Genomic DNA, 19675 nt, shown 5'->3' with positions numbered 1-19675 from the left:
AGTATCGAACATACGTTCGACTATCGCGGGGTAGGGGGATTCTCTCGCCCGAGGGTCTGGTCGAGGGCCGAGCGGTACTGGCCGGGCACGCGTCCGCCGGCGACCAGGGCGTCACGGATCTCGGTGAGCAGCTTGACCTCTTCGCTGGGCGCGGAGGGCGGGGGCTCCTCACCGCGACGGCGACGCTCGGCCAGCCGGTTCATGGGGTAGATCACGAGGAAGTAGAGGGCGGCGGCGGTCAACAGGAAGGTGATGAGCACGTTGATGAACGCGCCCCACTCCATGTAGTTGTTGTGGCTGATCTTCCAATGCCCGCCGACCCGATTCGCCCCTGATCCGATGAGCTTGAGCAGGGGTTCCAGGAACGACTTGGTGAACTGGGTGACCACGCCGGTGAACGCCGCGCCGATCACCACGCCGACCGCCAGGTCGACCACGTTTCCGCGCATGATGAAGTCTTTGAAGCCCTTAAGCATGGCTCACCCTATTCCCGCGCGGGAGCCTCCAGGAACTTGCCCGCCTCGTGTGCCGCACGGTCGGCATCGCCGTCACGGATAGCAGCAACCAGTCGACCATGATCGATATGGGCGCCGGCCCGCATCGACGGTCCAACCGCGACGGCGACCGAGGCGCGCACGGCCGCACCGACCGACGCGTACAGCTCGGCCAGCATCGGGTTGTGCGCCGCGGCCACCACGGCGACGTGCAGATCGGCGTCGGCCTCGACGAAGACCTCGACGTCGCCGGTCTCCCAGGCCGCGTCGCGCGCCACCAGCGCCGCGTCGAGCCGATCAAGATCTTCGGGGGTACGCCGCAGCGCCGCCAACCGGGCCGCCTCGACCTCGAGGGCCCGCCGAACCTCGATGGTGTGGTCCGGATCGGCACCGCCGAACTTGCGGGCCACGACGCCGGTGAGCTCGTCGGTCGACCGCACGTAGGTGCCCGAGCCCTGCACGCCCTCCAACACGCCGGCGTGGGTCAACGCCTTGACCGCCTCGCGCACCGTGTTGCGCCCGACGCCGAGCATCTCCACCAGCCGCGGCTCGGTCGGGATCTTGGTGCCGACCGGCCACTCGCCGGCCCGGATCTGCTCGCTGAGGGCAGAGATCACCTGCTGCACCAGGGTCGACCGCGACAGTGTCATGCGTAACATCACCCCACCATAAATCGTCCCATGATTCTAGGCTGGTCGTCGTGAGTACCGCCGACACCACCCCAGCCGTCCAACGCCGCCAACTCGTCATGGTGCTGGTCGGCATCGTGATCGTCGCGGTCAACCTCCGCGCGGTGGTCACGTCCCTCGGCGCGCTCCTCGACGAGGTGCGCGACGGCCTGCACCTATCCGGTGCGCTGGCCGGCGTGGTGACCACGATCCCGACGCTCGCGTTCGCCGTCTTCGGCGCCACGACACCGTGGCTGGTCCGGCGGGTGGCGCCGGCGCGGCTCCTGGTCGCCGCGATGGGCGTGCTGGCCCTCGGCCAACTGCTGCGGGTGCTCAGCGACGCACCGGCCGCGTTCATCGGGTTCAGCGCACTGGCGCTGGCCGGCATCGCGGTCGCCAACGTGCTGCTGCCGATGATGGTCAAGCAGAGCTTCCCGGGCCGTCCAGGGCTGGTCACCGGCGCGTACACGGTCTCGATGTCGACCGGTGCCGCCGCCGCCTCCGCGACCGCCGTGCCGATCGCCCACGCGTTCGGCTCCTGGCGAGCCGGGCTCGGGGTGTGGGCGCTGCTCGCCGCGATCGCGATCCTCCCCTGGCTGCCGGCCGCACTGCGGCGCCGTCAGCAGGCGGTCCGGCGACCCGGCCACCACCCGGGCGCCAAGGTCCAGCCGTGGCGCACCCGGATCGGCTGGTCGATGGCGGTGTTCTTCGGCATGCAGTCGATCGCCGGGTACGCCACCATGGGCTGGCTGGCGCAGCTCTTCCGGGACTCCGGCTTCACCCCGTCGACGGCCGGCCTGCTGCTCGCCGGCGTCACCCTGTTCGCCCTGCCGGCCGCGCTGCTGATGCCGGCGCTGGCCGGTCGGGTGCGGCGGCTGGCACCCGTGCTGCTGACGCTCACCTCGCTGTCCGCGATCTCGTACATCGGCCTGGCCGTGGCTCCCCATGCCGGCGCGGTGCTCTGGGTCACCCTTCTGGGCATCGGGCAGACGGTGTTTCCCGTGAGCCTGGTGGTGATCGGTCTGCGTGCCCGCACGCCGGAGGGAACGGTCGCGCTCTCGGCGTTCGCGCAGAGCGTCGGCTACGTGCTGGCGGCGCTCGGGCCGCTGCTGGTCGGCATCCTCTACGAGGCCACCGGTGGCTGGGTCGCACCGCTCGGGGTGCTCGGGGTGGCGTTGCTGGTGCAGGCGACAGCGGGTGTGCTGATCAGCCGGCCGACGTTCGTCGAGGACGAGGCGCACGCACCCGGTGCGAACGGACCGGTCGAGGCGGTCGAGCCCACGCCCGCGGCTGTTCTGGCCGAGACCGGGCCGCTGGCGGAGCCGCTGCGCGAGGCTGCTTAGCCCGCGGCGGCTTCGGCCGCGTCGGCGGCGACGGCGTCGTCGACGGTCGGGTAGGTGTGCAGCACCTCGACCAGGCCACTGACCTCGAGAATCCGGCGCACGCCACGCTGTGGTGCGGCCAGCCGGACCACGCCGCCCGCGTCGTCGGTGCTGTTCTTCGCGCGTACGAAGACGGACAGCCCGGTGGAGTCGCAGAACGACACCTCGGTCAGGTCGAAGACCAGGCGGGCCAGGCCGCGGTCGAGCAGATCGGTGATCTGGTCCTGGAGCTGGGGCGCGGTCGCCATGTCCAGCTCGCCACCCACCGACACCACGACTACGTCGCCGCGCTGATCCGTGCCCACCGTCAGTGACATGCCCGACCTCCTGTGTCCGGGGGAACGGTACTCCACCCGGCGGGCGAAGAGCACGGTTGGTCACCGCCGCGTGTGCTTGGTGGCGCTTGGACGGCGAAAGGCCCGGAGGCCTGCCGTGGCTGTGCTGTCCGTCGGCAGGCCCCCGGGCCCAGCTGCGTGCAGGGTGCCGGTCAGGCGGCCTTGCCACGCAGCGGAGCGAGCGCCCGGCTCCACTCGACGACCTGGTCCAGGGTCGTGTGGAGCGCGTCGGCCTGGTGCTCGCCCGGCTTGAACACGCTGAAGTTCTCGAAGTCGTGGAAGAGCGACAGCATGACCTGCGAACGTACGTCGGCCAGCTTGAGCTCACCGGCGACGAGTCGCAGGTTCTCGACGGCGCGGGCGCCACCGACGGAGCCGTAGCTGACGAAGCCGACGGCCTTGTTGTTCCACTCCGCGAACAGGAAGTCGATCGCGTTCTTGAGGGCGCCGGAGGTGGAGTGGTTGTACTCGGGGGTCACCATCACGAAACCGTCGAACGAGGCGATCTTCTCGGCCCAGGCCAGCGTGTGCGGCTGCTGGTAGTTGCCCATGCTCGGCAGCCCGATCTCGTCGAGGTGCGGGAGCTTGTAGTCGAGCAGGTCGACGAGCTCGAACTCGGCGTCGCTGCGCTTGCTCGCGTGCTCGTACACCCACTTGGCGACGGCCTCGCCGTTGCGGCCCGGGCGGGTGCTGCCGAGGATGATTCCGATCTTGGTCACGATGTGCTGTCCCTGCTCAAGAGAAGGACTCTCTGGATAAGTCCTTGCTTCGTCAAGCAAACATACGAGCAGTTCCTTGCGCGAGCAAGTAAAGTGGTCGTATGCGTCCCGTCACAGCGCCCGCGATCGAGCCCCTGAGTGCCGACGAGGAGACTCTCGTGCGCTCCCTGGCGCGGGTGATGACTGTGTTGCCCAAGCTCATGGACCATGACCTGCGGCAGGACGCCGGCATCTCGCTCACCGAATACAGCACGCTCATGCACCTGTCCGAGGCGCCCGACCGGCGCCTGCGGATGAACGAGTTGGCTACGGCCTGTGACCTCTCACTCAGCGGCATGACCCGCGCGGTCGCGCGCCTGGAGTCGGAGGGCTTCGTCCGACGCATCCGCTGTGACGCCGACGGCCGGGGCTGGCACGCGGTGCTGACGCCGGAGGGGCTGGCCCGGCTCGAAGCGGCGTACCCGACGCACCTGCGCTCGACCCGGCGGCGGATCACGGACCATTTCGCCGGCTTCGACCTGGACGCGCTCAACCGGGCACTCGACAAGGTCGGCTGTCCAGGGTCCACACCCGTGGTGGCACCATGACCACATGTGTTACGGAGACGAGGCCCGCCCGCCGCAGCCACCCAACCCTGGTCCGATCGGCGCGCACGGCCCGGTGGTGCTGAGCTCTCCCGACGGCACGGAGTTCGACGGCTACTTCGCACACCCGGCTTCGCCGACGGGCCGAGGCATCGTGATCTTCCCGGACGTACGCGGCCTGCACGTCTTCTACAAAGAACTGGCGGAGAGCTTCGCGGCGGCCGGCCTGTCGGCGCTGGCGTTCGACTACTTCGGCCGCACCGCGGGCCGCGGCGACCGCGGCGAGGACTTCGGCTATCGGGAGCACGTCGACGCGCTGCAGTTCTCGAGCGTACGCACGGATGCCTCGACGGCCGCCGCCTGGCTGCGTGCCGAGGGCGCGACGACGCTGTTCACGGTGGGCTTCTGCTTCGGCGGAGCGATGTCCTGGCGCCAGGCGGCGGCGGGTGACGACCTGCGGGGCTCGATCGGCTTCTACGGAGTGCCGTCACGGGTCGCGGACGTAGCGGACGAGATCACGACGCCGCTGCAGATCCTGGCGGCGGGCCAGGACTTCACCCCGGTGGCGGAGGTGGAACAGTTCGCCGACCGAGTCCGTGCCCACGGGGTGGATGTGCGGATGACGGTCTACCCGAACGCAGGCCACAGCTTCTTCGATCGCGCCTTCGGCCAGAACCAGGAAGAGGTAGCGGACGCCTGGCGGCAGATGCTGGCCTTCATAGCAGAAAAGTCATCGTGACCGGGACAAAGCCGGACTAAGTTTAAGACCATGGCGCTGCAAACCCGCATGGTGACCTTCGACTGTGCCGACCCGGCAACGCTGGCCAGCTTCTGGGCGGCGGCCACCGGCCTGAGAGAGTCCTGGCGCCACGAGAACGACTTCCTGATCCTGGGCGAGACCCCGGGCTTGTGTCTGGGCTTCCAACGAGTCCCGGAACCCAAAACGGTGAAGAACCGGGTGCACCTGGACTGGAGCAGCGACGGCGACCCGGCCGCCGAGATCGACCGCCTCCTGGATCTGGGCGCCACGGTGGTGGACCGCCAGAAGATGCCGCAGGGCTTCGGCTGGACGGTCCTCGCCGACCCAGCGGGCAACGAGTTCTGCGTGGCGACCCCAACCACCTGACACCGGTCTCTACGGCTTCAGGTCGATCGGCAGTCCGAAGCCGGGGAACAGGTCGCCGCGGTGGAATGCCATGACCGCCGAGACGCCCGCCCTCGTCAGGGTCAGCACCTGCAGCGTGTGCGCGTGGAACGCGCCGTCCGCTCCACGCGTGTAACACGCCAGCGCTGGCTGCCCGTTGGCGGACGTCTCCACCACAAGACGCCTGCCCTTCCCAGGCAGCAGCTTTGCCGCGAGCAGGCGCACCACGGACTCCCGACCGTCGAACCAGGTCGGAATCGGAGGCATCTCCCATCGGGTGTCTTCGGTCAGCAGGCCCTTCAAAGCGACGAGGTCCGCTGTCTCGAAGGCTTTGGAGTACTGGTCCAGCAGCGCACGGCGTGCCGGTTCGTCTGGTTCGCTGAACTGGTCTTCGGCCGGGGCCAGCCTGGCGATCTCCGCACGCGCCCGCTGGAGCGAACTGTTCACCGCTACTGTCGTCGTTTCGAGCAGTTCCGCCACCTCGGACGCCTGCCACGCGAGGACGTCCCGCAGGATCAGCACCGCGCGCTGCCGCGACGGCAGGTGCTGCAGCGCGGCGACCATCGCCAGCCGCAGACTCTGCCGGGTCCCCACGACCAGGGCCGGATCCGGGAACGGCTCCAGCCAGGTCGCCTCCGGCGCGCGCGCTTCCAGGTTGGCGGGATCGGTGCCAGGTGCACCCAACGCCGACGGCACCATCCGGCGGCTGCTGTGCTGCAACGCGTTCAGGCACACCCGCGTGGCGATCCGGTAGAGCCAGGTCCGCACCGACGCGCGCTGCTCGAACTCCGCGAACCCCCGCCATGCACGGAGATAGGTCTCCTGTACCGCGTCTTCGGCGTCATGCAGCGAGCCGAGCATCCGGTAGCAGTGCGCGACCAGCTCAGCTCGGCACCGCGCGAACTCGTCCTCCAGGTTCACACCAACTCCTCGACCCGCTCCTGCGGGGTATCCCGATCCCCCGGGTCACGACGACGCCGTCCGGCGATGCCGAGTCCGGAAAGCGAACCGAGCACCGAAAGTACTCCGCAGCAGAACAGCGCGCGGGTGAATCCTGTCGTGAAGGACGCGTAACCCCCCGCGGCCGCGAACACCGCGGCCAGGACGGCGACCCCGACGACTCCACCGAGCTGCCGCATCATGGCGTAGATGCCGGAAGCGATTCCGACGGCTTCGCGGGGCAGTGCTCCGATACTGGCGCTCTGGGCCGCCGGCATCGCCATGGAGACGCCACAACCGGCCACGATCAGCGGCAGCACCAGTTCGGCGTACCGGACCGCGTCGTTGGTGACCTGGCTGATCCAGAACATGCCGACCGCCTGCAGCGCCAGCCCCGTCACGACGAGCGGGCGTTCGCCGATCCGGTCGACCAATCGGCCGGCGAGCGGCGCCACCACAAACAGCGTCGCCGTCCACGGCAGAAGCTGTAGCCCGGCCTTCAGCGGTCCCGAGCCGAAGGCGGCTTGCATGAACTGCGCGAGGAAGAACACCGCGCCGAAGAGTGCGGCGGTGAGGAAGAAACCGGCCGCATTGCCGGACGAAAAAGCCCGATTGCGGAAGTAGGACAGTGGCACCATCGGCTGCGGTGAACGCCGCTCCCAGGCCAAGAACGCCAGCAACAGCAGCGCGCCGAGCAGGAACGAGCCGATCACCTCGATGCTGCCCCAACCGGCGCCCTCGCCCCGGACGACGCCCCAGACGATGCCCAACACGGCGAGGGTGATCAGGGCAGCGCCGCGAATGTCAACGCCACGAACCGGTCCCCAGCTCTCGGGGATCTTGCGGAGTACGAGCGGGATGGCGACCGCTCCGACCGGCACGTTGATCCAGAAGATCCACTGCCAGCTCAGGCCCTCCGTCACGGCCCCGCCGATCATCGGCCCGCCCAGCACGGCAAGGCCCGTCAGACCGCTGAAGATGCCGATCGCCCAACCGCGCCGCGCCGGCGGGAAGGCGGCCCCGAGCAGGCCCATCGCGAGTGGCATCACGACGGCGGCACCGATGCCCTGAAAAGCGCGCGCGGCGATCAGCCACGGCGCCGAGCCCGCCAACGCGCACGCCACCGAAGCGACAGAGAAGAGAGCGAGGCCGCCCGCGAACGTCCGCCGCCGGCCCCATCGGTCACCGATCGCCGCCGCGGTCATCAGCAACATCGCGAAGCTGAGGCTGTACGCGTTCACTGTCCATTCGAGCTGTTCGATCGAGGCGTCGAGATCCTGCCTGATGGTGGTCAGCGCCGCCGCCACCACCAAGACGTCGAGCGCCACGATCAACGAGCCGATCGAGGTCAGGCCCAGCACCCAGCGCTGCTCGATCGTCGTCCGTTCCTTACTCACGAGGATCCTCCACGAAGTTCGCTGTCACAGGTACTGACAACGGCGGAGGTCCGAACTAATCGCGACGAGCGAGAACCCGCTGTGGGAGGGCTGGACGGTCGTGCCAGAATCCTGCGCGTGTCAGTTCGGTATCCGAATCCCCTGCGTCGCGGTGACCGCGTCGGCGTCACTTCTCCGTCGAGCGGAGTCAACGAAGATCTCCGGGGGCGCCTCGACGTCGCCGTTCAGGATGTGCGGGATCGGGGATTTGAGGTAGTTGTCGGCGACTGCATGGACGGGGCCGGTCATGTCAGCGCTCCCGCGGCCGACCGCGCCAGCGAGTTGATGTCGATGCTCACGGATCCTGACATCAAGGCGGTAGTGCCGCCTTGGGGTGGTGAGACGGCGATCGACCTGCTGCCTCTGCTCGACTGGGACCGGCTGCGCGACGCTGAGCCGACCTGGCTCGTCGGGTTCTCCGACATGTCGACCATCATCACGCCCCTCACCCTCCTGACGGGCACGGCGACCGTGCACGGCAACAACCTCATGGACACGCCCTACCGCGCGCCCGAGGGACTGCTGTCGTGGCTCGACATCGTCACCGCTCCGCACGGGCACTCGTTCACGCAGAGCCCTCCCAACCGCCACCGGAGCACCGGCTGGGACAACTACCGCACGCAGCCAGAGGTACGCGAGTACACGCTCGACGCCGCCGGCAGGTGGACCAGGCTCGACGCCGACGGGGACGTGGAGGTCGAAGGGCGCCTCATCGGAGGCTGCATCGAGACACTCTGCAACCTCACCGGCACGGGCTACCTGGACGTCGCCGCGTTCGCACGAGCCGAGGCACCGGACGGGCTCCTCGTCTACGTCGAAGCGGCCGGCGACGACGCCTTCACCATCTGCAGAAACCTGCACGGGATGCGTCTGGCCGGCTTCTTCGACAGCGCGAACGCGGTCCTCGTCGGCCGCACCTCGGCACCTGACGGCAGCTCACTCACCCAGCACCAGGCCGTCCTCGACGCGCTCGGTCCCCTGAACGTCCCGATCATCGCCGATGTCGAGTGCGGACACGTCCCGCCGTTCATGCCCATCGTCAACGGAGCACGCGGCCGAGTCGTGCACACCCCGACCCGCAGCGAACTGACCCAGACACTGACCTAGCCGGACGCGCCTACGCCGAGATGCCCGCGTAGGTGAGCCACCGCTCCCTCGGGGAAAGCCTCAGCCGCACCTGCCCGGGGCCGACCAACCGCCCGTCCGACAACTGCTCCAGCGTCCGCTCCTGCACCCGCTCCGCCACCTCGTTCAGCAGAGCCTGTGCGTCCGCGACGTCTCTCGGCGGCTCGGCCAGCAGCACCACCAGCTTCGCCCGGCCCCGCACCATGTCGCCGCGGCCGACTCGGGCCTGGGCATAGGCGACCTCCGTCTGCGAGGCGTATGCCGCCAGGTTCTGCTCCACCATCGACAGCAGCAACGGCGACCCGACCGTCCGGTTGGGCACGTCCCACCTAAGCCACAGTGGATACGGCACCCGGCCAGTCACCGACGCGCCGGTTCGGCGGCTCGACCGCGGATAAGAGCACGCCATCGGTGGGCTCAGCGCCACCTTGTAAGAAGCGGTATCACCATGATCCGCACCAACGGCGTCAAAGGTCCGGCAGCGCTCGGCGATCAGCTTCAGCCCGTCGTCCCACTCGCCCGACCATGCCGGCGCCGCCAGGTCGGCGCCCTCGGAGAGCGGTAGGACCACGTTGACGAAGCCGATCTTTCGCACCGACGAGACCGCGGCCGCCAGGACCCCTACGCCGTTCGCGCTCAGGCGGGCGATCACGTCCGCGGCCATGCCCAGGCGGGCCGGCCCCATCACACTTGCGATCACGGCGTGTTTGGGCAGGTGCATCGGTGTTTCCGGGAACAGGCGCGCCCTCACCTGGCGGTAGCGCTCCCGGTCGAACCCACGGATCGTGAACCACTCGCCCGGCACCCGGTTGAAGCGGCGGTCGTTCAGCTTCAGCCCCAGGCCGAACTCCTCCGCCAGCGCCACCAGACCCTGTTCGAACGCCAGCCGCGCCGTCGGGTCCTGGGGGTTGACCGACACCGAGACCCGTACGCACGGGCCCACCGCGTCCCGCAGCCGCTCCAGCGAGCCGTCGCCCCGAGCCGAGATCTGTTGGTCGATGAACGGTGACACCGGCGTGTGGAGGTGCACGATCGGGCCTTGCCCGACCGCGAGCGCGCACATTCGGGTCAACACCACCCCCGTGACCAGGCAGTCGCGGTAGGACGGTGACCAGTGCGTGCTGTTGAGGGTGAGCAGGGCGTCGATCCGCCGGTTCGGCTCGTTCAGGAAGCCAGGGTTCGGCACCGAGAAGCCGTCGTACGCATAGGTGTCCGGTTGGTCGGTCAGGCGGGGCGCACCGACGTCGAACGGTGCGCTGAACACCGTCGCCGCCGCCGGCCAGGAGCAGACCGACATCGACAGGCCCGCGACCGAGAACGTCCAGAAGTCGCTGGGCCACTGGGCCTGTTCGTGCAGCGGCGGGTCGAAGTCCGGGAACGGTTTGATCAGTCCTGAGAAACCCGCGCCGGACGGTCCGTGGAGCAGGCGAAGCCGCACCGAGGACGCGTCCGTCGCGGCCGCTTCGGCGGCTATTCGGGCCAGTTCCGCCGAGCGGGACGTGCGCAGCGCCATGTCACACCTCACCCCGTGCGTCGAAGACCGCGTCCGGGGCGTACGCCCGGCGGGGTCGAGGAGCCGTTGCCCTGAGCCAGCGTGGGAGCCGGTCCGACCGGGGCACGGGAATGCGACGGCGCGCCCGACGCGACAGGAACTCCAGCAGGCAGCACACCAGGATGACGCCCAGCACCGCCGCGCCCGCCTGGAAGGCGCGGGTGATCGCGTGGTCCGTGTGCACCGCACCGACCGCGATCGCCAGCCCCGTGGTCACCGCTACCGACCCGTACGCGATCGTTCGCTGGAACTGCCGCAGCTGGCCGAGCACCGAATGGGTGCTGGGCAGGTCCAACCGGGCGATCAGCAAGCCCGGCACGAGCAACAGCACCGCGACGACCGCGTCCGCCTGCGCCGGCACGGAGTTGGGCACGATCGCGCCGGAATAGAGCCACTGTGGACCGCCGGTCAGCAGGGTGCCGATGCCCAGCACGACGAACGCGAGACCGACCACCATCCGGGTGATGGCCTCGATCAGAGCTGGTGCCTCGTCCGCCAGCGACAGGTAGGCGACGGCGCGCACCGGCGCTGTCGAATGTGGGCTGAGATCGAGCGAGGGGCGCCGCCAGTGCGCGTGCGCGCCGTTCTCGCGCGGGTCGTTGTCGGTGGTGATGTCGTGTCCGAGCTGATAGTCACGGATCCCGGCGGCCAGTGCGGGCAGCGCCGAGCCGGCGAGTGGGCCACGGGCGAGATGACGCATGCTGTCCGCGGAATAGTGGGCGGCGAACGCGGCCAGGACCGGCACGGAACAGTCGCCCCGGCCCAGAGCGGCGATCACCTGGTCACTGGTCAGCGCGGCGGCACCAGGAGCGGCAGACCGGTGCCGCGCGGCGATGTAACGCCGGTAGCTGGTCAGGTCGCCCAACCGCCGCCGGCCGAGCTCCGCCAGCCGGGAGGCGATGCCCTGGAGCTCGAGCTCGAGCAGCTTCCGGTGCGGCTCTTGAGCCCCGGCCTCGGCCAGCATCTCCACGTCCTGCGTCAGCGTCTGCACGAAGTCGTCGTCGACGTCGCTGGACAGCACGAACCGCCGGACGCTGACCTCCTCGTTGACCTCGACCGTGAGGTGGTACGCCCCGACGGACCGTGGAATCGCGGTCTCGTACTCGACCACGAACTCGCGGTTGACCGGCAGCAGGCTCTGCACCAGCCGTTGCACCGGGGCGCGCGGGCGCCGGCCCGGCAGCAGCGGCGCGTCCCACGTCAGGAACCGGCGCGGGTGGGCGGCGTCGAGCAGCACGACCAGCATGTACTGGCTGCACGCCAACCGGAGCAGATGCGCGAACGGCAACCGGGCGTCGGCCGACCACACCTCGTCGAGCCCGGCCAGCGCCAGGTCACGCACGGCCCGAGCGTCCACCTCGCGTCCGGGCACGCCGGGCTCGGGCGGCAGCAGGGCATAGTCCAGCGGCGTGCGGATCCCCGTCTCCGGCAGCGAACCCGCGGTGACGAGCTCGGCGATCGCGGCCTCGATGAGCCAGCGGGACCGCTGGTGGGTGTGCCGGAGCTTGTGTACGACCGTGTCCCGCGCGGTCACGTCGCGGTGCGCGTCGATCAGCATCGACAGCAGCCGCACGAACGCGGCCGCGGTGACCCGGTTGGAGTCGCGGTGCGTGAACCTGGGCACCACCGCGCCGGTCGAGTCCTTGACCACCACCGGCGCCAGGTCACTACGGCTGTAACGCGACACGGGAATCCACAGCGACGATCCGGTGGTGATGCGGCGGCGTTGTGCACCGGCGATCGCCGCGAGGTCGACGTCGACGCTGACCGAGCGGGTCATATGGCCACGGTCGATCAGGGTCAGATGCTCGGCCACCCGCGGTACGTGCTCGAGGCGCAGCGACAGGTCCATCAGCGCGAGACCGAGGGCCGCCTCGCGCTGCGTGTACGTGGACGGCGCCGACGGCACCGGAAGCGTCTCGATCAGCGCACGCAGGTCGCGAAAGGGATCGGCCGAATCCGGTCTCCCCGCGACTCGCATGGCTGGCCTCGCCTCCGGTGCGTCTGTCGCCAACCTATGCGACGGCGACAGTGACGGCTACCGATCAAGCCGCCCGCTGTCGAAAAGCGGACACGCCGCGGGCGGCCAGGTCGCGGGTGGCGAGGCCGAGCCGGGTCCTGGGCACCAGCAGGCCGGCGGCGCGGCCGACCCGACGCTGCTTCGGCGCGACCAGCGTGCGGTGCGCCGACTCGTACGCCGCGAAGCCGTGCGCCGGGTCCGCGGCCAGCGCTGCCGCCAGCGTGAACGCACCCGCCATGGCCAGGGAGGAGCCGTCGCCGAACAGCGAGACGCACGACGCCGCGTCGCCGAGCAGCGCGACCCGGCCGCGGGACCAGGAGTCGAGCCGGACCTCGCTCACCGCGTCGAAATAGAGGTCGTCGGCCGCCACGAGCCGGTCCAGCAACTCCGGAACCCGCCAACCCGCGTCCGCGTACGCCATGGTGACGATCTTCGTGTGTTGGCTCTGGTCGCGGTGGTCGAAGCCGGGCACGGGTGCGGACCGGAAGATGAACGCGGCGAGGGCCGCACCGCGAGCCGGATGGATCGAGACGAGCCGGCCCGGAGTGTTGTGCAACAGCACGTCGGTGCCCTCGTCCGTGCCGAGGGCCAGCGTCGCGACATGGAGGCCGAGGTGGCGGACGAACGCTTGCTCGGGGCCGAAGGCCAGCCGGCGCACTGTCGAATGCAGACCGTCGGCGCCGACCACGAAGTCGAACCGGCGCGCGGCGGCGTGCTCGAAGGTGACGTCGACGCCGCCGGCGTCCTGCGTGAGTGCCGTGATGGTGTCGTCCCAGACGAACTCGGCGTCGTCGCGCGCGGCGTCGAACAGCACCGAGGCCAGGTCGCCGCGGGGCAGCTCGACCTCGTCGCCGCGGGTGGCGGGCATCGGCACGCGCGCCACGGACCGGCCGGCGGTGTCGACGAGTCGCATCGCGGTGGCCTGGGTCGCGGACGCGCGCAGCCTTGGCACGACACCCATCTCCTTGGCGACGGCCCAGCCGGGGCCGCGCACGTCGACGGGGTTGCCGCTGGACCGCGGGCCGGCGCCGCGCTCCACGACGGTGACGGTGAAGCCACGGCGAGCCAGCCAGTAGGCGAGGGTGGGTCCGGCGACACCGGCACCCGAGATCAGCACGGAGGTCATGCTCTCGACGTTAACTGCACTCAGTGCATATTTGCAATGCATGCCGATTAGCAGTTGGTGCGATAAGGTGCGTCCATGTCCCTTCGTGACCGCAAGCGCGCCCGCACCCGTCAGGCCCTGGTCGAGGCGGCCACCACCCTGTTCGAGCGCGACGGCTACGACGAGACGACGATCGCCGATATCGCGGCCGCGGCGGAGATCGGCACCCGCACGTTCTTCAGCTACTTCCCCAGCAAGGAGGAGCTGCTGTTTCCGGAGAGCGACGCACGCGTGCGGGCGGCCGTCGAGGCCATCGCCGACCGGGGGCCGCAGGAGGGGCCGGCCGACGTCCTGCTGCGGGCACTGCGCCGGGTCGGCGACGACAGCGACGACCTGTCCGGCCGGCTGGCGGCACTGCGGTTGCGCTACATACGGGAGATTCCGGCGGTACGCGGCCGCGCGCTGCAGATCCAGACCGACGCGCAGGGCGAGATCGCGCGGCACCTCGCGGCCGCGTTCCCGGACCAGCTCGACGAGGTCGGGGCGGCCGCCTTGACCGGTGCCTTCGTCGGTGCGGTCACGGCCGCCTTGCAGGTGTTGCTCGCCGACGTCGATCGGCTCGACGACCCGGCGGCGGTGCGGGCTGCGGTGCAGCGGGCGACGGACGTCGCCCTGCGCCCGTGGTCCACGGGCGCAGGGCGGTGATCAGCGGCGACCGACCCGGCTGCGGCTGGAGAAGGTGGCGGCGTTGCTCCGGGAGCCGGCGGCCGGCTGGGCCGTCCGCGCCGGCTGGCCCGTCCCCGTTCGCGCGGGCTGTGCGGTCCGGGCGGCACGTGCGGGCTGGGCGTCCCGGGCCGGCTGGGGCGACCGGCGGCCGGAGCCCCGGCCCCGCTGCCGTGGCACCGCATCCCGCTCGGGAGCCGGCGGCGGGCTGACGAACGTACGCTCGCCCGGGGCCAACTCCGCCAGGAACGGGTCACCAGGGCTCAACCGGGTCGTCTTGGGCCGGATGCCGGCTTCCCGCGTCAGGTTGCGTACGTCGTCGACCTGGCTGTCGGTCATCAGAGTGATCACCATGCCCGAGGCGCCGGCGCGCGCCGTACGACCGGAGCGGTGCAGGTACGCCTTGTGCTCCACCGGCGGGTCCGCGTGGATGACCAGCGTGACGTCGTCCACGTGGATGCCGCGGGCCGCGATGTCGGTGGCGACCAGCGTCCGCACGCTGCCCTCGGTGAAGGCGTTGAGATTCCGGGTACGCGCGCCCTGGGCGAGGTCGCCGTGCAGCTCGACGGCCGGCACGCCACCGGCGACGAGCCGGCGGGTCAGCGCCTTGGCGCCGCGCTTCGTACGCGTGAACACCAGCGTGCGGCCGGGAGCCGAGGTCAGATCCGTCAACACCGCCAGCCGCTCGTCCTGCCGGACGTGCAGCACGTGGTGCGCCATCTTCCGGACCGGGGACTTCGCCGAGTCGACGCTGTGCGTGACCGGATTGTCCAGGTATCGCCGGACCAGGCCGTCGACGGCGGCGTCCAGCGTCGCCGAGAACAGCAGGCGCTGACCGCCGCGCGGCGTCTGGTCGAGCAACCGCTTGACCACCGGCAGGAAGCCGAGGTCGGCCATGTGGTCGGCCTCGTCGAGCACGGTGATCTCGATCGCGTCGAGCCGCGCGTGCCCGTTGCGGACGTGGTCGTCGAGGCGACCCGGGCAGGCCACGACGATGTCGACACCGTTGCGCAGGGCGGTGATCTGCGGACCCGCGCCGACGCCGCCGAAGATCGTCACGGTACGCAGGGAAAGCGCCCGGGCCAGCGGCACGAGAGTCGCCTCGATCTGGGTCGCGAGCTCGCGGGTCGGAGCCAGGATCAACGCCCGCGGCCGGCCGGGGCGGCGCGGCCTGGTCTCGCGGGCGAGCCGGTTCAGCAGCGGGAGGACGAACGCGTACGTCTTGCCGGAACCTGTGCGACCGCGGCCGAGCACATCCCGGCCGGCGAGCGAGTCGGGCAGCGTGACGGCCTGGATGGGGAACGGTGCGGTGACGCCGACCCGGGCCAGCGGCGCGATGAGCGCGGCCGAGAGCCCGAGGTCGGCGAACGAGGGGGTAGAGCTTCGCAGGTCTTGCGGGCGGCTAGCCGCCATGTGGTTCTCCGAACGTCAAGGGGGCGCGCGGTTCGGCGCGGACCGTGGGCCTGCGCGCCGCTGACCGGACGCATATCACGGCCTCCGCGGCAGAGCCGTCGGGGGCCGTCTACACCCAATCTACCCGATCTTCGGCGTCGGCGTTCTGGTAGCAGGCCACGGGAGCCCCCTAGCGCTTGCGTCCCACCCCTCCGTAGTGCGGAACCTCCTCCGCCGCGGCGCCCTGGTCAGGGCGCCACTGCGAGCAGCTCACCACCCCCGGCTCGACCATTTCCAGGTCGCCGAACAGCGCGGCCACCTGCTCAGCGCTGCGCAGCACCATCTTGGCCGCGGGACCCTCGTTCCACAGCTTCAGCGCCTCGGTCATCACCGGCCCGTTGACCTCGGTCGTCGGGTGGGAGAGCGTCACGAAGCTGCCGGCCGGGAGCGGCGCGACCAGCCGCCGGACCAGGTCCGCCGCTTCGGCGTCGTCTGGCACGAAGTTGAGGATGCCGAGCATCATCACGGCGATCGGCTGGTCGAAGTCGAGCGTCCGCCTCGCGCCTTCGATGATCGCCCCGGGATCACGGAGGTCCGCGTCGAGGTAGTCCGTGGCACCCTCGGGGTGGCTGGTCAGCAGCGCGCGGGCGTGGGTCAGCACCATCGGGTCGTTGTCGACATAGACGATCCGGCTGCTCGGCGCCGTCCGCTGCGCGACCTCGTGGGTGTTGTCGGCGGTCGGGATGCCGGTGCCGACGTCCAGGAATTGGCGGATGTTCTCGGTGCCGGCCAGGTAGCGCACGGCTCGGCCGAGGAACGCCCGGTCGGCGCGGGCCGACCCGACCATCTCCGGGACCATCGCCAGGATCTGGTCGGCCACCGCCCGGTCCGCGGCGAAGTTGTCCTTGCCGCCCAGCCAGTAGTTCCAGAGCCGGGCGGAGTGCGGGATGCCGGTGTCGAGCTCGGCCACCGATTGACTGTCCGGACCGGACACCTGAGACCTCCACATTGTCGAGAGACACGCGCCTTCGCGAAGACTAGTTGGCGTGATCGGCGGAGAGCTAGTCCTCTGACAGGCGCAGCCACAACTCCATCCACGACAGGTGCGGGTCGAAGTCGGCTCTGGCGCGCGGTGGTCGATTTCGCACGCCGACGACGCCGAGCGGCTCAAGTAGGTGGTCCGCCAGCTACGCGTTGCGCCGCATCGCTCGCCGGTTGCCGGCGCGTGGCACGTGGGAGACCGCATCGGAACGTGGGTCGACTCGTGAGGCGCGCGTAACAGGTGATCCGCGGGTTTTGTGGCCCGCGACCGACGTACCGTGAAGTTGTGCTGACAAGAGACGTGCTCACGAGTGCTGACCTGGAAGAACTCCGCCGGACGGCGTTGGGGACGGCCGATCCGCTAGGCGTGGCCGCGGACCTGGCGCTGGCGGTCGAGGAAGGTCGGCTGGCGGAGCCCGAGGATGCCGGCTTCGCGCTGACCCTGGCGGCGGAGATCGCCGAGGTGCGGGCCCGGCTGGACGCGGCGTTGTCGTACGCGGACCGGGCTGTCGCGGCCTCATCTTCGTCTTCGTCTGACGCCGCCGCCGCTGGGTTCGCCACCGCGCTGCGCGCCCGCATCCTGTTCCGGGTCGGGGGCCGCGACGACGAGGCGTTGGCCGCGGTGACCGAGTTGCGCCCGCTGCTGACCGAGCAGCCGGACGCGCCGGCGTACGTCAGTGCGGCGCTGGAGGCCGGCGGTCGCACGGCGTTGGCCGAGGAGTGGCTGAGCGCGGCGGCGGAGTCGCTGATCGCCGCTCGTGGGGAGCCGTCCTCCCTCTCGTCCCCGGAAGCGCCGGGGGTGCTGTTCTTCGTGTTGCAGCAGCGACACCGGGTACGTCGTGACCTCAACATGGCGCACGACAAGCGGGACGACCTCGCGGACCGGCTGGAGGCGCAGCTGACCCGCCGGGCCGCCGAGCCGCAGTCAGCGGAGGCGGACCTGGTCTTCTTCCCGCAGTCGGAGTTCGACCGGCTGTCTCCCGAGCTGGTCGAGGTCTACGGGCCGGACTGGGACGCGCATCGGGCTCGGCTGGAGAAGCACCTGGTGCGCCAGGCGGACGCGGGTGGAGCGGGTCTTTCGGTGCTGCGGGCGTCGGCAGACGGTCTGGCCGGGTTCGCCCGACAGCACGGCGGGGAGCCGACGGACGCGGAGATCCGCAGCCGGTACGCGACGGAGCTGGCCGCCCAGCCGGGGGCGCACATCGCATGGCCGCCGGCGCGCAACGAGGCCTGCTGGTGTGGCTCGGGCCTGAAGTACAAGAAGGACTGCCTGCCCAGGTCGCGCTGACTCGCCACGTTTGGGGTGCTTGGCGCGCCCCACAACGTTGGCGATGGTCAGCATCGAAGAATGTCGTACCCCGTTGCCATCATCGCCTCATGTGGTGGACAGCTGTCTGGCCGGTCGTGGAATGAGGCGGTGATGGAACACCTCCTCAACGGGCTCGGTTACGACCCGCAGGCCTTGCGGTCGAGCACGACGCTGGCCGGATCGGCGTCCGGCGCTGTGGTCGCGCGCATCCGGTTGGGTGAGGGCGAGTTCGTGGTCAAGGCGACGACAGAGCGCGAGGCCGCTTTCTATCGTGCGGGCAAGGTCGTGCCCGTGCGCGTGCCAAGAGTGGTGGCGGCCGACGGCACCTGCCTCCTGTTCGACGCCCTCACCCCGGTGGCACCGGCGACGGCTTGGCCGGCATCCCGATGGCACGAGGTGGCCCGTCAGCTCGGCCAGCTGCACCATGCGCGTGTCAGAGCCGCGGTCGGCCACCAATCGTGGCTCAAACAACCGTCGCCGACCCGCCATCCCGACGCGACCGCCCGGGCGTTCTGGACGGACGACGAGCTCGCCACTCCCGTCGACAGCCCGCGACTACCCCCGTGCCTGATCCACGGCGACCTGCACGCCGGGAACCTCTTGATCGACCACGACCGCGAGCTCGTCTGGGCCGACTGGCAGGAGGTCGGCATCGGCAGCGGGCCTGAAGATCTCGCTCTGCTCTGGCAACGCGCCGAAGCTGACGGCGCCGACCCGCCCAGGGAAGCCATGCTGGCGACCTACGCGGCAGGCAGGGGAATCCCTTGCGACGACGATCTACGAAAGGCCGTGGCCGCCGCCGAGGTGCGGTTGCTGCTCCTCGATTGGCCGCCGTTCCTGATCAACGCTGACCCAGCCCGGGCGGCCATCATGCGGCGGCGGCTGCACCTGCTGCGACAGCGACAGTGAGTTGATGGCTGCTGGCGCCGAGCAACGTCGGCTCGGTCTCGATCTGGCGCAGCATCTCCAGCAGCAAGGCCGTCCGCTCGGGAGAGGCCAGGATGTCGTCCAACCGCGGCCCGATCATCCACAACGGACTCTCCACGGACACCATCTGACGGACGACCAGGCCGGCCTCCGCCGCCTCGGCGGCGGGCTCGTCCGGGTGATGGAAGTAAGCGCTGGTGAACCACCCGCGCTCAGGCAGAGAAGGGCGGTGCATGCCATCGGACAACGCGCCCTCGACCAGCGGGCGGAAGGCCGCGTCGCCGAAGCGGTCGTTGGCGAAGCCGTCGAAGAACGAGGCGAACCGGCTGATCGTCGCGCCCAGGACCACCCCACCCGGGCGGGTGACGCGGGCGGCCTCGCGCCACGCCGTGACCCGGTCCGCACGCGCGAGGAGGTGATAGAGCGGCCCGAACAACAGCACCGCGTCGGCGGCACCGGACGCCGCCGGCAGCGCACGCGCGTCGCCGAGCACGGCGGTGACCCCGGGGAGGGTCGCGGCATGCGCGACGTGCTCCGGCACCGGGTCGACGACCTGCACCGAATAGCCCAAGCCGGCGAGCGGCACCGCATAAACGCCGGTCGCACCGCCGACGTCGAGCACCGTCGCCGGCGCGGGCGGCAGCACCCGGGTCAGCACGTCCCACGTGCGCAGGAACTCCAACCGGCCGGCACCGGCGGTGAGTCGATGGTGCTCACCGCCGCGCTTGTAGTAGTCCAGCACCTCTGGGCGAAGCATGCCCGAAATCGTCCGCCGACACC

At 70.4% G+C, this 19675-nt stretch carries 20 protein-coding genes; 8 read left to right on the top strand and 12 right to left on the bottom strand.

The window, feature by feature from the left end; genetic code table 11:
• Positions 1 to 20: 20 nt before the first annotated feature.
• The gene (gene mscL / locus AB0J88_RS29665; RefSeq protein WP_364349721.1) at positions 21 to 476 is read right to left on the bottom strand and encodes a large conductance mechanosensitive channel protein MscL; all 456 of its coding nucleotides are present in this window, start codon (positions 474 to 476) and stop codon (positions 21 to 23) included.
• Positions 477 to 484: 8 nt separating this feature from the next.
• Complete coding sequence (locus AB0J88_RS29660) at positions 485 to 1153, bottom strand: FadR/GntR family transcriptional regulator (protein ID WP_364349724.1); 669 nt, start codon at positions 1151 to 1153, stop codon at positions 485 to 487.
• An 89-nt stretch (positions 1154 to 1242) separates the two neighbouring features.
• On the opposite strand from AB0J88_RS29660, the gene AB0J88_RS29655 reads away from it, so the two are divergent.
• Positions 1243 to 2505 (top strand): MFS transporter, encoded by a 1263-nt coding sequence (locus AB0J88_RS29655; protein WP_364350966.1) that lies wholly within the window; start codon positions 1243 to 1245, stop codon positions 2503 to 2505.
• Here AB0J88_RS29655 and AB0J88_RS29650 read toward each other — a convergent pair.
• Together AB0J88_RS29650 and AB0J88_RS29645 are read right to left on the bottom strand one after the other, a co-directional pair.
• Positions 2502 to 2861: an STAS domain-containing protein gene (locus AB0J88_RS29650; protein WP_364349727.1), complete on the bottom strand. Its 360-nt coding sequence runs from the start codon at positions 2859 to 2861 to the stop codon at positions 2502 to 2504. The two genes, AB0J88_RS29655 and AB0J88_RS29650, sit on opposite strands and share 4 nt — an antisense overlap.
• A gap of 170 nt (positions 2862 to 3031) precedes the next feature.
• Positions 3032 to 3598, bottom strand: coding sequence for an NAD(P)H-dependent oxidoreductase (locus AB0J88_RS29645; protein ID WP_364349729.1), 567 nt, complete (start codon positions 3596 to 3598; stop codon positions 3032 to 3034).
• A gap of 101 nt (positions 3599 to 3699) precedes the next feature.
• Here AB0J88_RS29645 and AB0J88_RS29640 point away from each other — a divergent pair, with 101 nt between their 5' ends.
• The 3 genes from AB0J88_RS29640 to AB0J88_RS29630 are packed head-to-tail and all read left to right on the top strand — an operon-like array spanning position 3700 to position 5308.
• The gene (locus tag AB0J88_RS29640; protein WP_364349732.1) at positions 3700 to 4185 is read left to right on the top strand and encodes a MarR family transcriptional regulator; all 486 of its coding nucleotides are present in this window, start codon (positions 3700 to 3702) and stop codon (positions 4183 to 4185) included.
• 4 nt (positions 4186 to 4189) lie between these two features.
• Entirely contained in the window at positions 4190 to 4921 is a 732-nt protein-coding gene (locus AB0J88_RS29635; RefSeq protein ID WP_364349735.1) for a dienelactone hydrolase family protein, read from the top strand.
• A 30-nt stretch (positions 4922 to 4951) separates the two neighbouring features.
• Positions 4952 to 5308, top strand: a complete 357-nt coding sequence (locus tag AB0J88_RS29630) for a VOC family protein (protein WP_090786554.1) — start codon at positions 4952 to 4954, stop codon at positions 5306 to 5308.
• A gap of 9 nt (positions 5309 to 5317) precedes the next feature.
• On the opposite strand, the gene AB0J88_RS29625 is transcribed toward AB0J88_RS29630, so the two are convergent.
• Positions 5318 to 6247: a sigma-70 family RNA polymerase sigma factor gene (locus tag AB0J88_RS29625; protein WP_364349738.1), complete on the bottom strand. Its 930-nt coding sequence runs from the start codon at positions 6245 to 6247 to the stop codon at positions 5318 to 5320.
• Positions 6244 to 7626, bottom strand: a complete 1383-nt coding sequence (locus AB0J88_RS29620) for an MFS transporter (RefSeq protein WP_364738076.1) — start codon at positions 7624 to 7626, stop codon at positions 6244 to 6246. Before AB0J88_RS29620 ends, AB0J88_RS29625 begins: the two co-directional genes overlap by 4 nt.
• A 117-nt stretch (positions 7627 to 7743) precedes the next feature.
• On the opposite strand from AB0J88_RS29620, the gene AB0J88_RS29615 reads away from it, so the two are divergent.
• The gene (locus AB0J88_RS29615; protein WP_364738065.1) at positions 7744 to 8808 is read left to right on the top strand and encodes a S66 peptidase family protein; all 1065 of its coding nucleotides are present in this window, start codon (positions 7744 to 7746) and stop codon (positions 8806 to 8808) included.
• A 10-nt stretch (positions 8809 to 8818) separates the two neighbouring features.
• Here the strand turns inward: AB0J88_RS29615 and AB0J88_RS29610 are convergent, their stop codons facing one another.
• The 3 genes from AB0J88_RS29610 to AB0J88_RS29600 all read right to left on the bottom strand — a co-directional run bounded on the left by AB0J88_RS29610 (position 8819) and on the right by AB0J88_RS29600 (position 13524).
• On the bottom strand, positions 8819 to 10339 hold the full coding sequence (locus AB0J88_RS29610) for a hypothetical protein (RefSeq protein ID WP_364349747.1): 1521 nt from the start codon (positions 10337 to 10339) through the stop codon (positions 8819 to 8821).
• Position 10340: 1 nt separating this feature from the next.
• Positions 10341 to 12359, bottom strand: a complete 2019-nt coding sequence (locus AB0J88_RS29605) for a hypothetical protein (protein WP_364349750.1) — start codon at positions 12357 to 12359, stop codon at positions 10341 to 10343.
• 64 nt (positions 12360 to 12423) lie between these two features.
• Complete coding sequence (locus AB0J88_RS29600) at positions 12424 to 13524, bottom strand: FAD-dependent oxidoreductase (protein WP_364349753.1); 1101 nt, start codon at positions 13522 to 13524, stop codon at positions 12424 to 12426.
• 75 nt (positions 13525 to 13599) lie between these two features.
• On the opposite strand from AB0J88_RS29600, the gene AB0J88_RS29595 reads away from it, so the two are divergent.
• Positions 13600 to 14208: a TetR family transcriptional regulator gene (locus AB0J88_RS29595; RefSeq protein ID WP_364349756.1), complete on the top strand. Its 609-nt coding sequence runs from the start codon at positions 13600 to 13602 to the stop codon at positions 14206 to 14208.
• On the opposite strand, the gene AB0J88_RS29590 is transcribed toward AB0J88_RS29595, so the two are convergent.
• Positions 14209 to 15639 carry a DEAD/DEAH box helicase gene (locus AB0J88_RS29590; protein WP_364349759.1) on the bottom strand — a complete coding sequence of 477 codons (1431 nt, stop codon included), beginning with the start codon at positions 15637 to 15639 and terminating at the stop codon, positions 14209 to 14211. It lies immediately after the preceding gene.
• 169 nt (positions 15640 to 15808) lie between these two features.
• Complete coding sequence (locus tag AB0J88_RS29585) at positions 15809 to 16588, bottom strand: SAM-dependent methyltransferase (protein WP_364349762.1); 780 nt, start codon at positions 16586 to 16588, stop codon at positions 15809 to 15811.
• 357 nt (positions 16589 to 16945) lie between these two features.
• Here AB0J88_RS29585 and AB0J88_RS29580 point away from each other — a divergent pair, with 357 nt between their 5' ends.
• Together AB0J88_RS29580 and AB0J88_RS29575 are read left to right on the top strand one after the other, a co-directional pair.
• Complete coding sequence (locus AB0J88_RS29580) at positions 16946 to 17947, top strand: SEC-C domain-containing protein (RefSeq protein ID WP_364349765.1); 1002 nt, start codon at positions 16946 to 16948, stop codon at positions 17945 to 17947.
• A gap of 132 nt (positions 17948 to 18079) precedes the next feature.
• A complete protein-coding gene (locus AB0J88_RS29575; RefSeq protein ID WP_364349768.1) occupies positions 18080 to 18877 on the top strand; it encodes a phosphotransferase in 798 nt (265 codons plus the stop codon).
• Here AB0J88_RS29575 and AB0J88_RS29570 read toward each other — a convergent pair.
• Positions 18837 to 19652 (bottom strand): class I SAM-dependent methyltransferase, encoded by an 816-nt coding sequence (locus AB0J88_RS29570; protein WP_364349771.1) that lies wholly within the window; start codon positions 19650 to 19652, stop codon positions 18837 to 18839. The two genes, AB0J88_RS29575 and AB0J88_RS29570, sit on opposite strands and share 41 nt — an antisense overlap.
• Positions 19653 to 19675 lie beyond the last annotated feature (23 nt).

It is taken from the genome of Asanoa sp. NPDC049475 (genome assembly GCF_040676915.1).
GTDB lineage: Bacteria > Actinomycetota > Actinomycetes > Mycobacteriales > Micromonosporaceae > Asanoa.
Note: the sequence above shows the minus strand (reverse complement) of the source record. Positions and strands in the feature narration are given on the sequence as shown.

What these genes read in the sequence shown, in the direction of transcription:
- AB0J88_RS29605 (WP_364349750.1), bottom strand. Translation starts at nt 12,359, where the DNA reads ATGCGAGTCGCGGGGAGACCGGATTCGGCCGATCCCTTTCGCGACCTG.
- mscL (WP_364349721.1), bottom strand. Translation starts at nt 476, where the DNA reads ATGCTTAAGGGCTTCAAAGACTTCATCATGCGCGGAAACGTGGTCGAC.
- AB0J88_RS29575 (WP_364349768.1), top strand. Translation starts at nt 18,080, where the DNA reads ATGGAACACCTCCTCAACGGGCTCGGTTACGACCCGCAGGCCTTGCGG.
- AB0J88_RS29570 (WP_364349771.1), bottom strand. Translation starts at nt 19,652, where the DNA reads ATGCTTCGCCCAGAGGTGCTGGACTACTACAAGCGCGGCGGTGAGCAC.
- AB0J88_RS29640 (WP_364349732.1), top strand. Translation starts at nt 3,700, where the DNA reads ATGCGTCCCGTCACAGCGCCCGCGATCGAGCCCCTGAGTGCCGACGAG.
- AB0J88_RS29610 (WP_364349747.1), bottom strand. Translation starts at nt 10,339, where the DNA reads ATGGCGCTGCGCACGTCCCGCTCGGCGGAACTGGCCCGAATAGCCGCC.
- AB0J88_RS29595 (WP_364349756.1), top strand. Translation starts at nt 13,600, where the DNA reads ATGTCCCTTCGTGACCGCAAGCGCGCCCGCACCCGTCAGGCCCTGGTC.
- AB0J88_RS29635 (WP_364349735.1), top strand. Translation starts at nt 4,190, where the DNA reads ATGTGTTACGGAGACGAGGCCCGCCCGCCGCAGCCACCCAACCCTGGT.
- AB0J88_RS29660 (WP_364349724.1), bottom strand. Translation starts at nt 1,153, where the DNA reads ATGTTACGCATGACACTGTCGCGGTCGACCCTGGTGCAGCAGGTGATC.
- AB0J88_RS29600 (WP_364349753.1), bottom strand. Translation starts at nt 13,524, where the DNA reads ATGACCTCCGTGCTGATCTCGGGTGCCGGTGTCGCCGGACCCACCCTC.
- AB0J88_RS29630 (WP_090786554.1), top strand. Translation starts at nt 4,952, where the DNA reads ATGGCGCTGCAAACCCGCATGGTGACCTTCGACTGTGCCGACCCGGCA.
- AB0J88_RS29650 (WP_364349727.1), bottom strand. Translation starts at nt 2,861, where the DNA reads ATGTCACTGACGGTGGGCACGGATCAGCGCGGCGACGTAGTCGTGGTG.
- AB0J88_RS29655 (WP_364350966.1), top strand. Translation starts at nt 1,243, where the DNA reads ATGGTGCTGGTCGGCATCGTGATCGTCGCGGTCAACCTCCGCGCGGTG.
- AB0J88_RS29590 (WP_364349759.1), bottom strand. Translation starts at nt 15,639, where the DNA reads ATGGCGGCTAGCCGCCCGCAAGACCTGCGAAGCTCTACCCCCTCGTTC.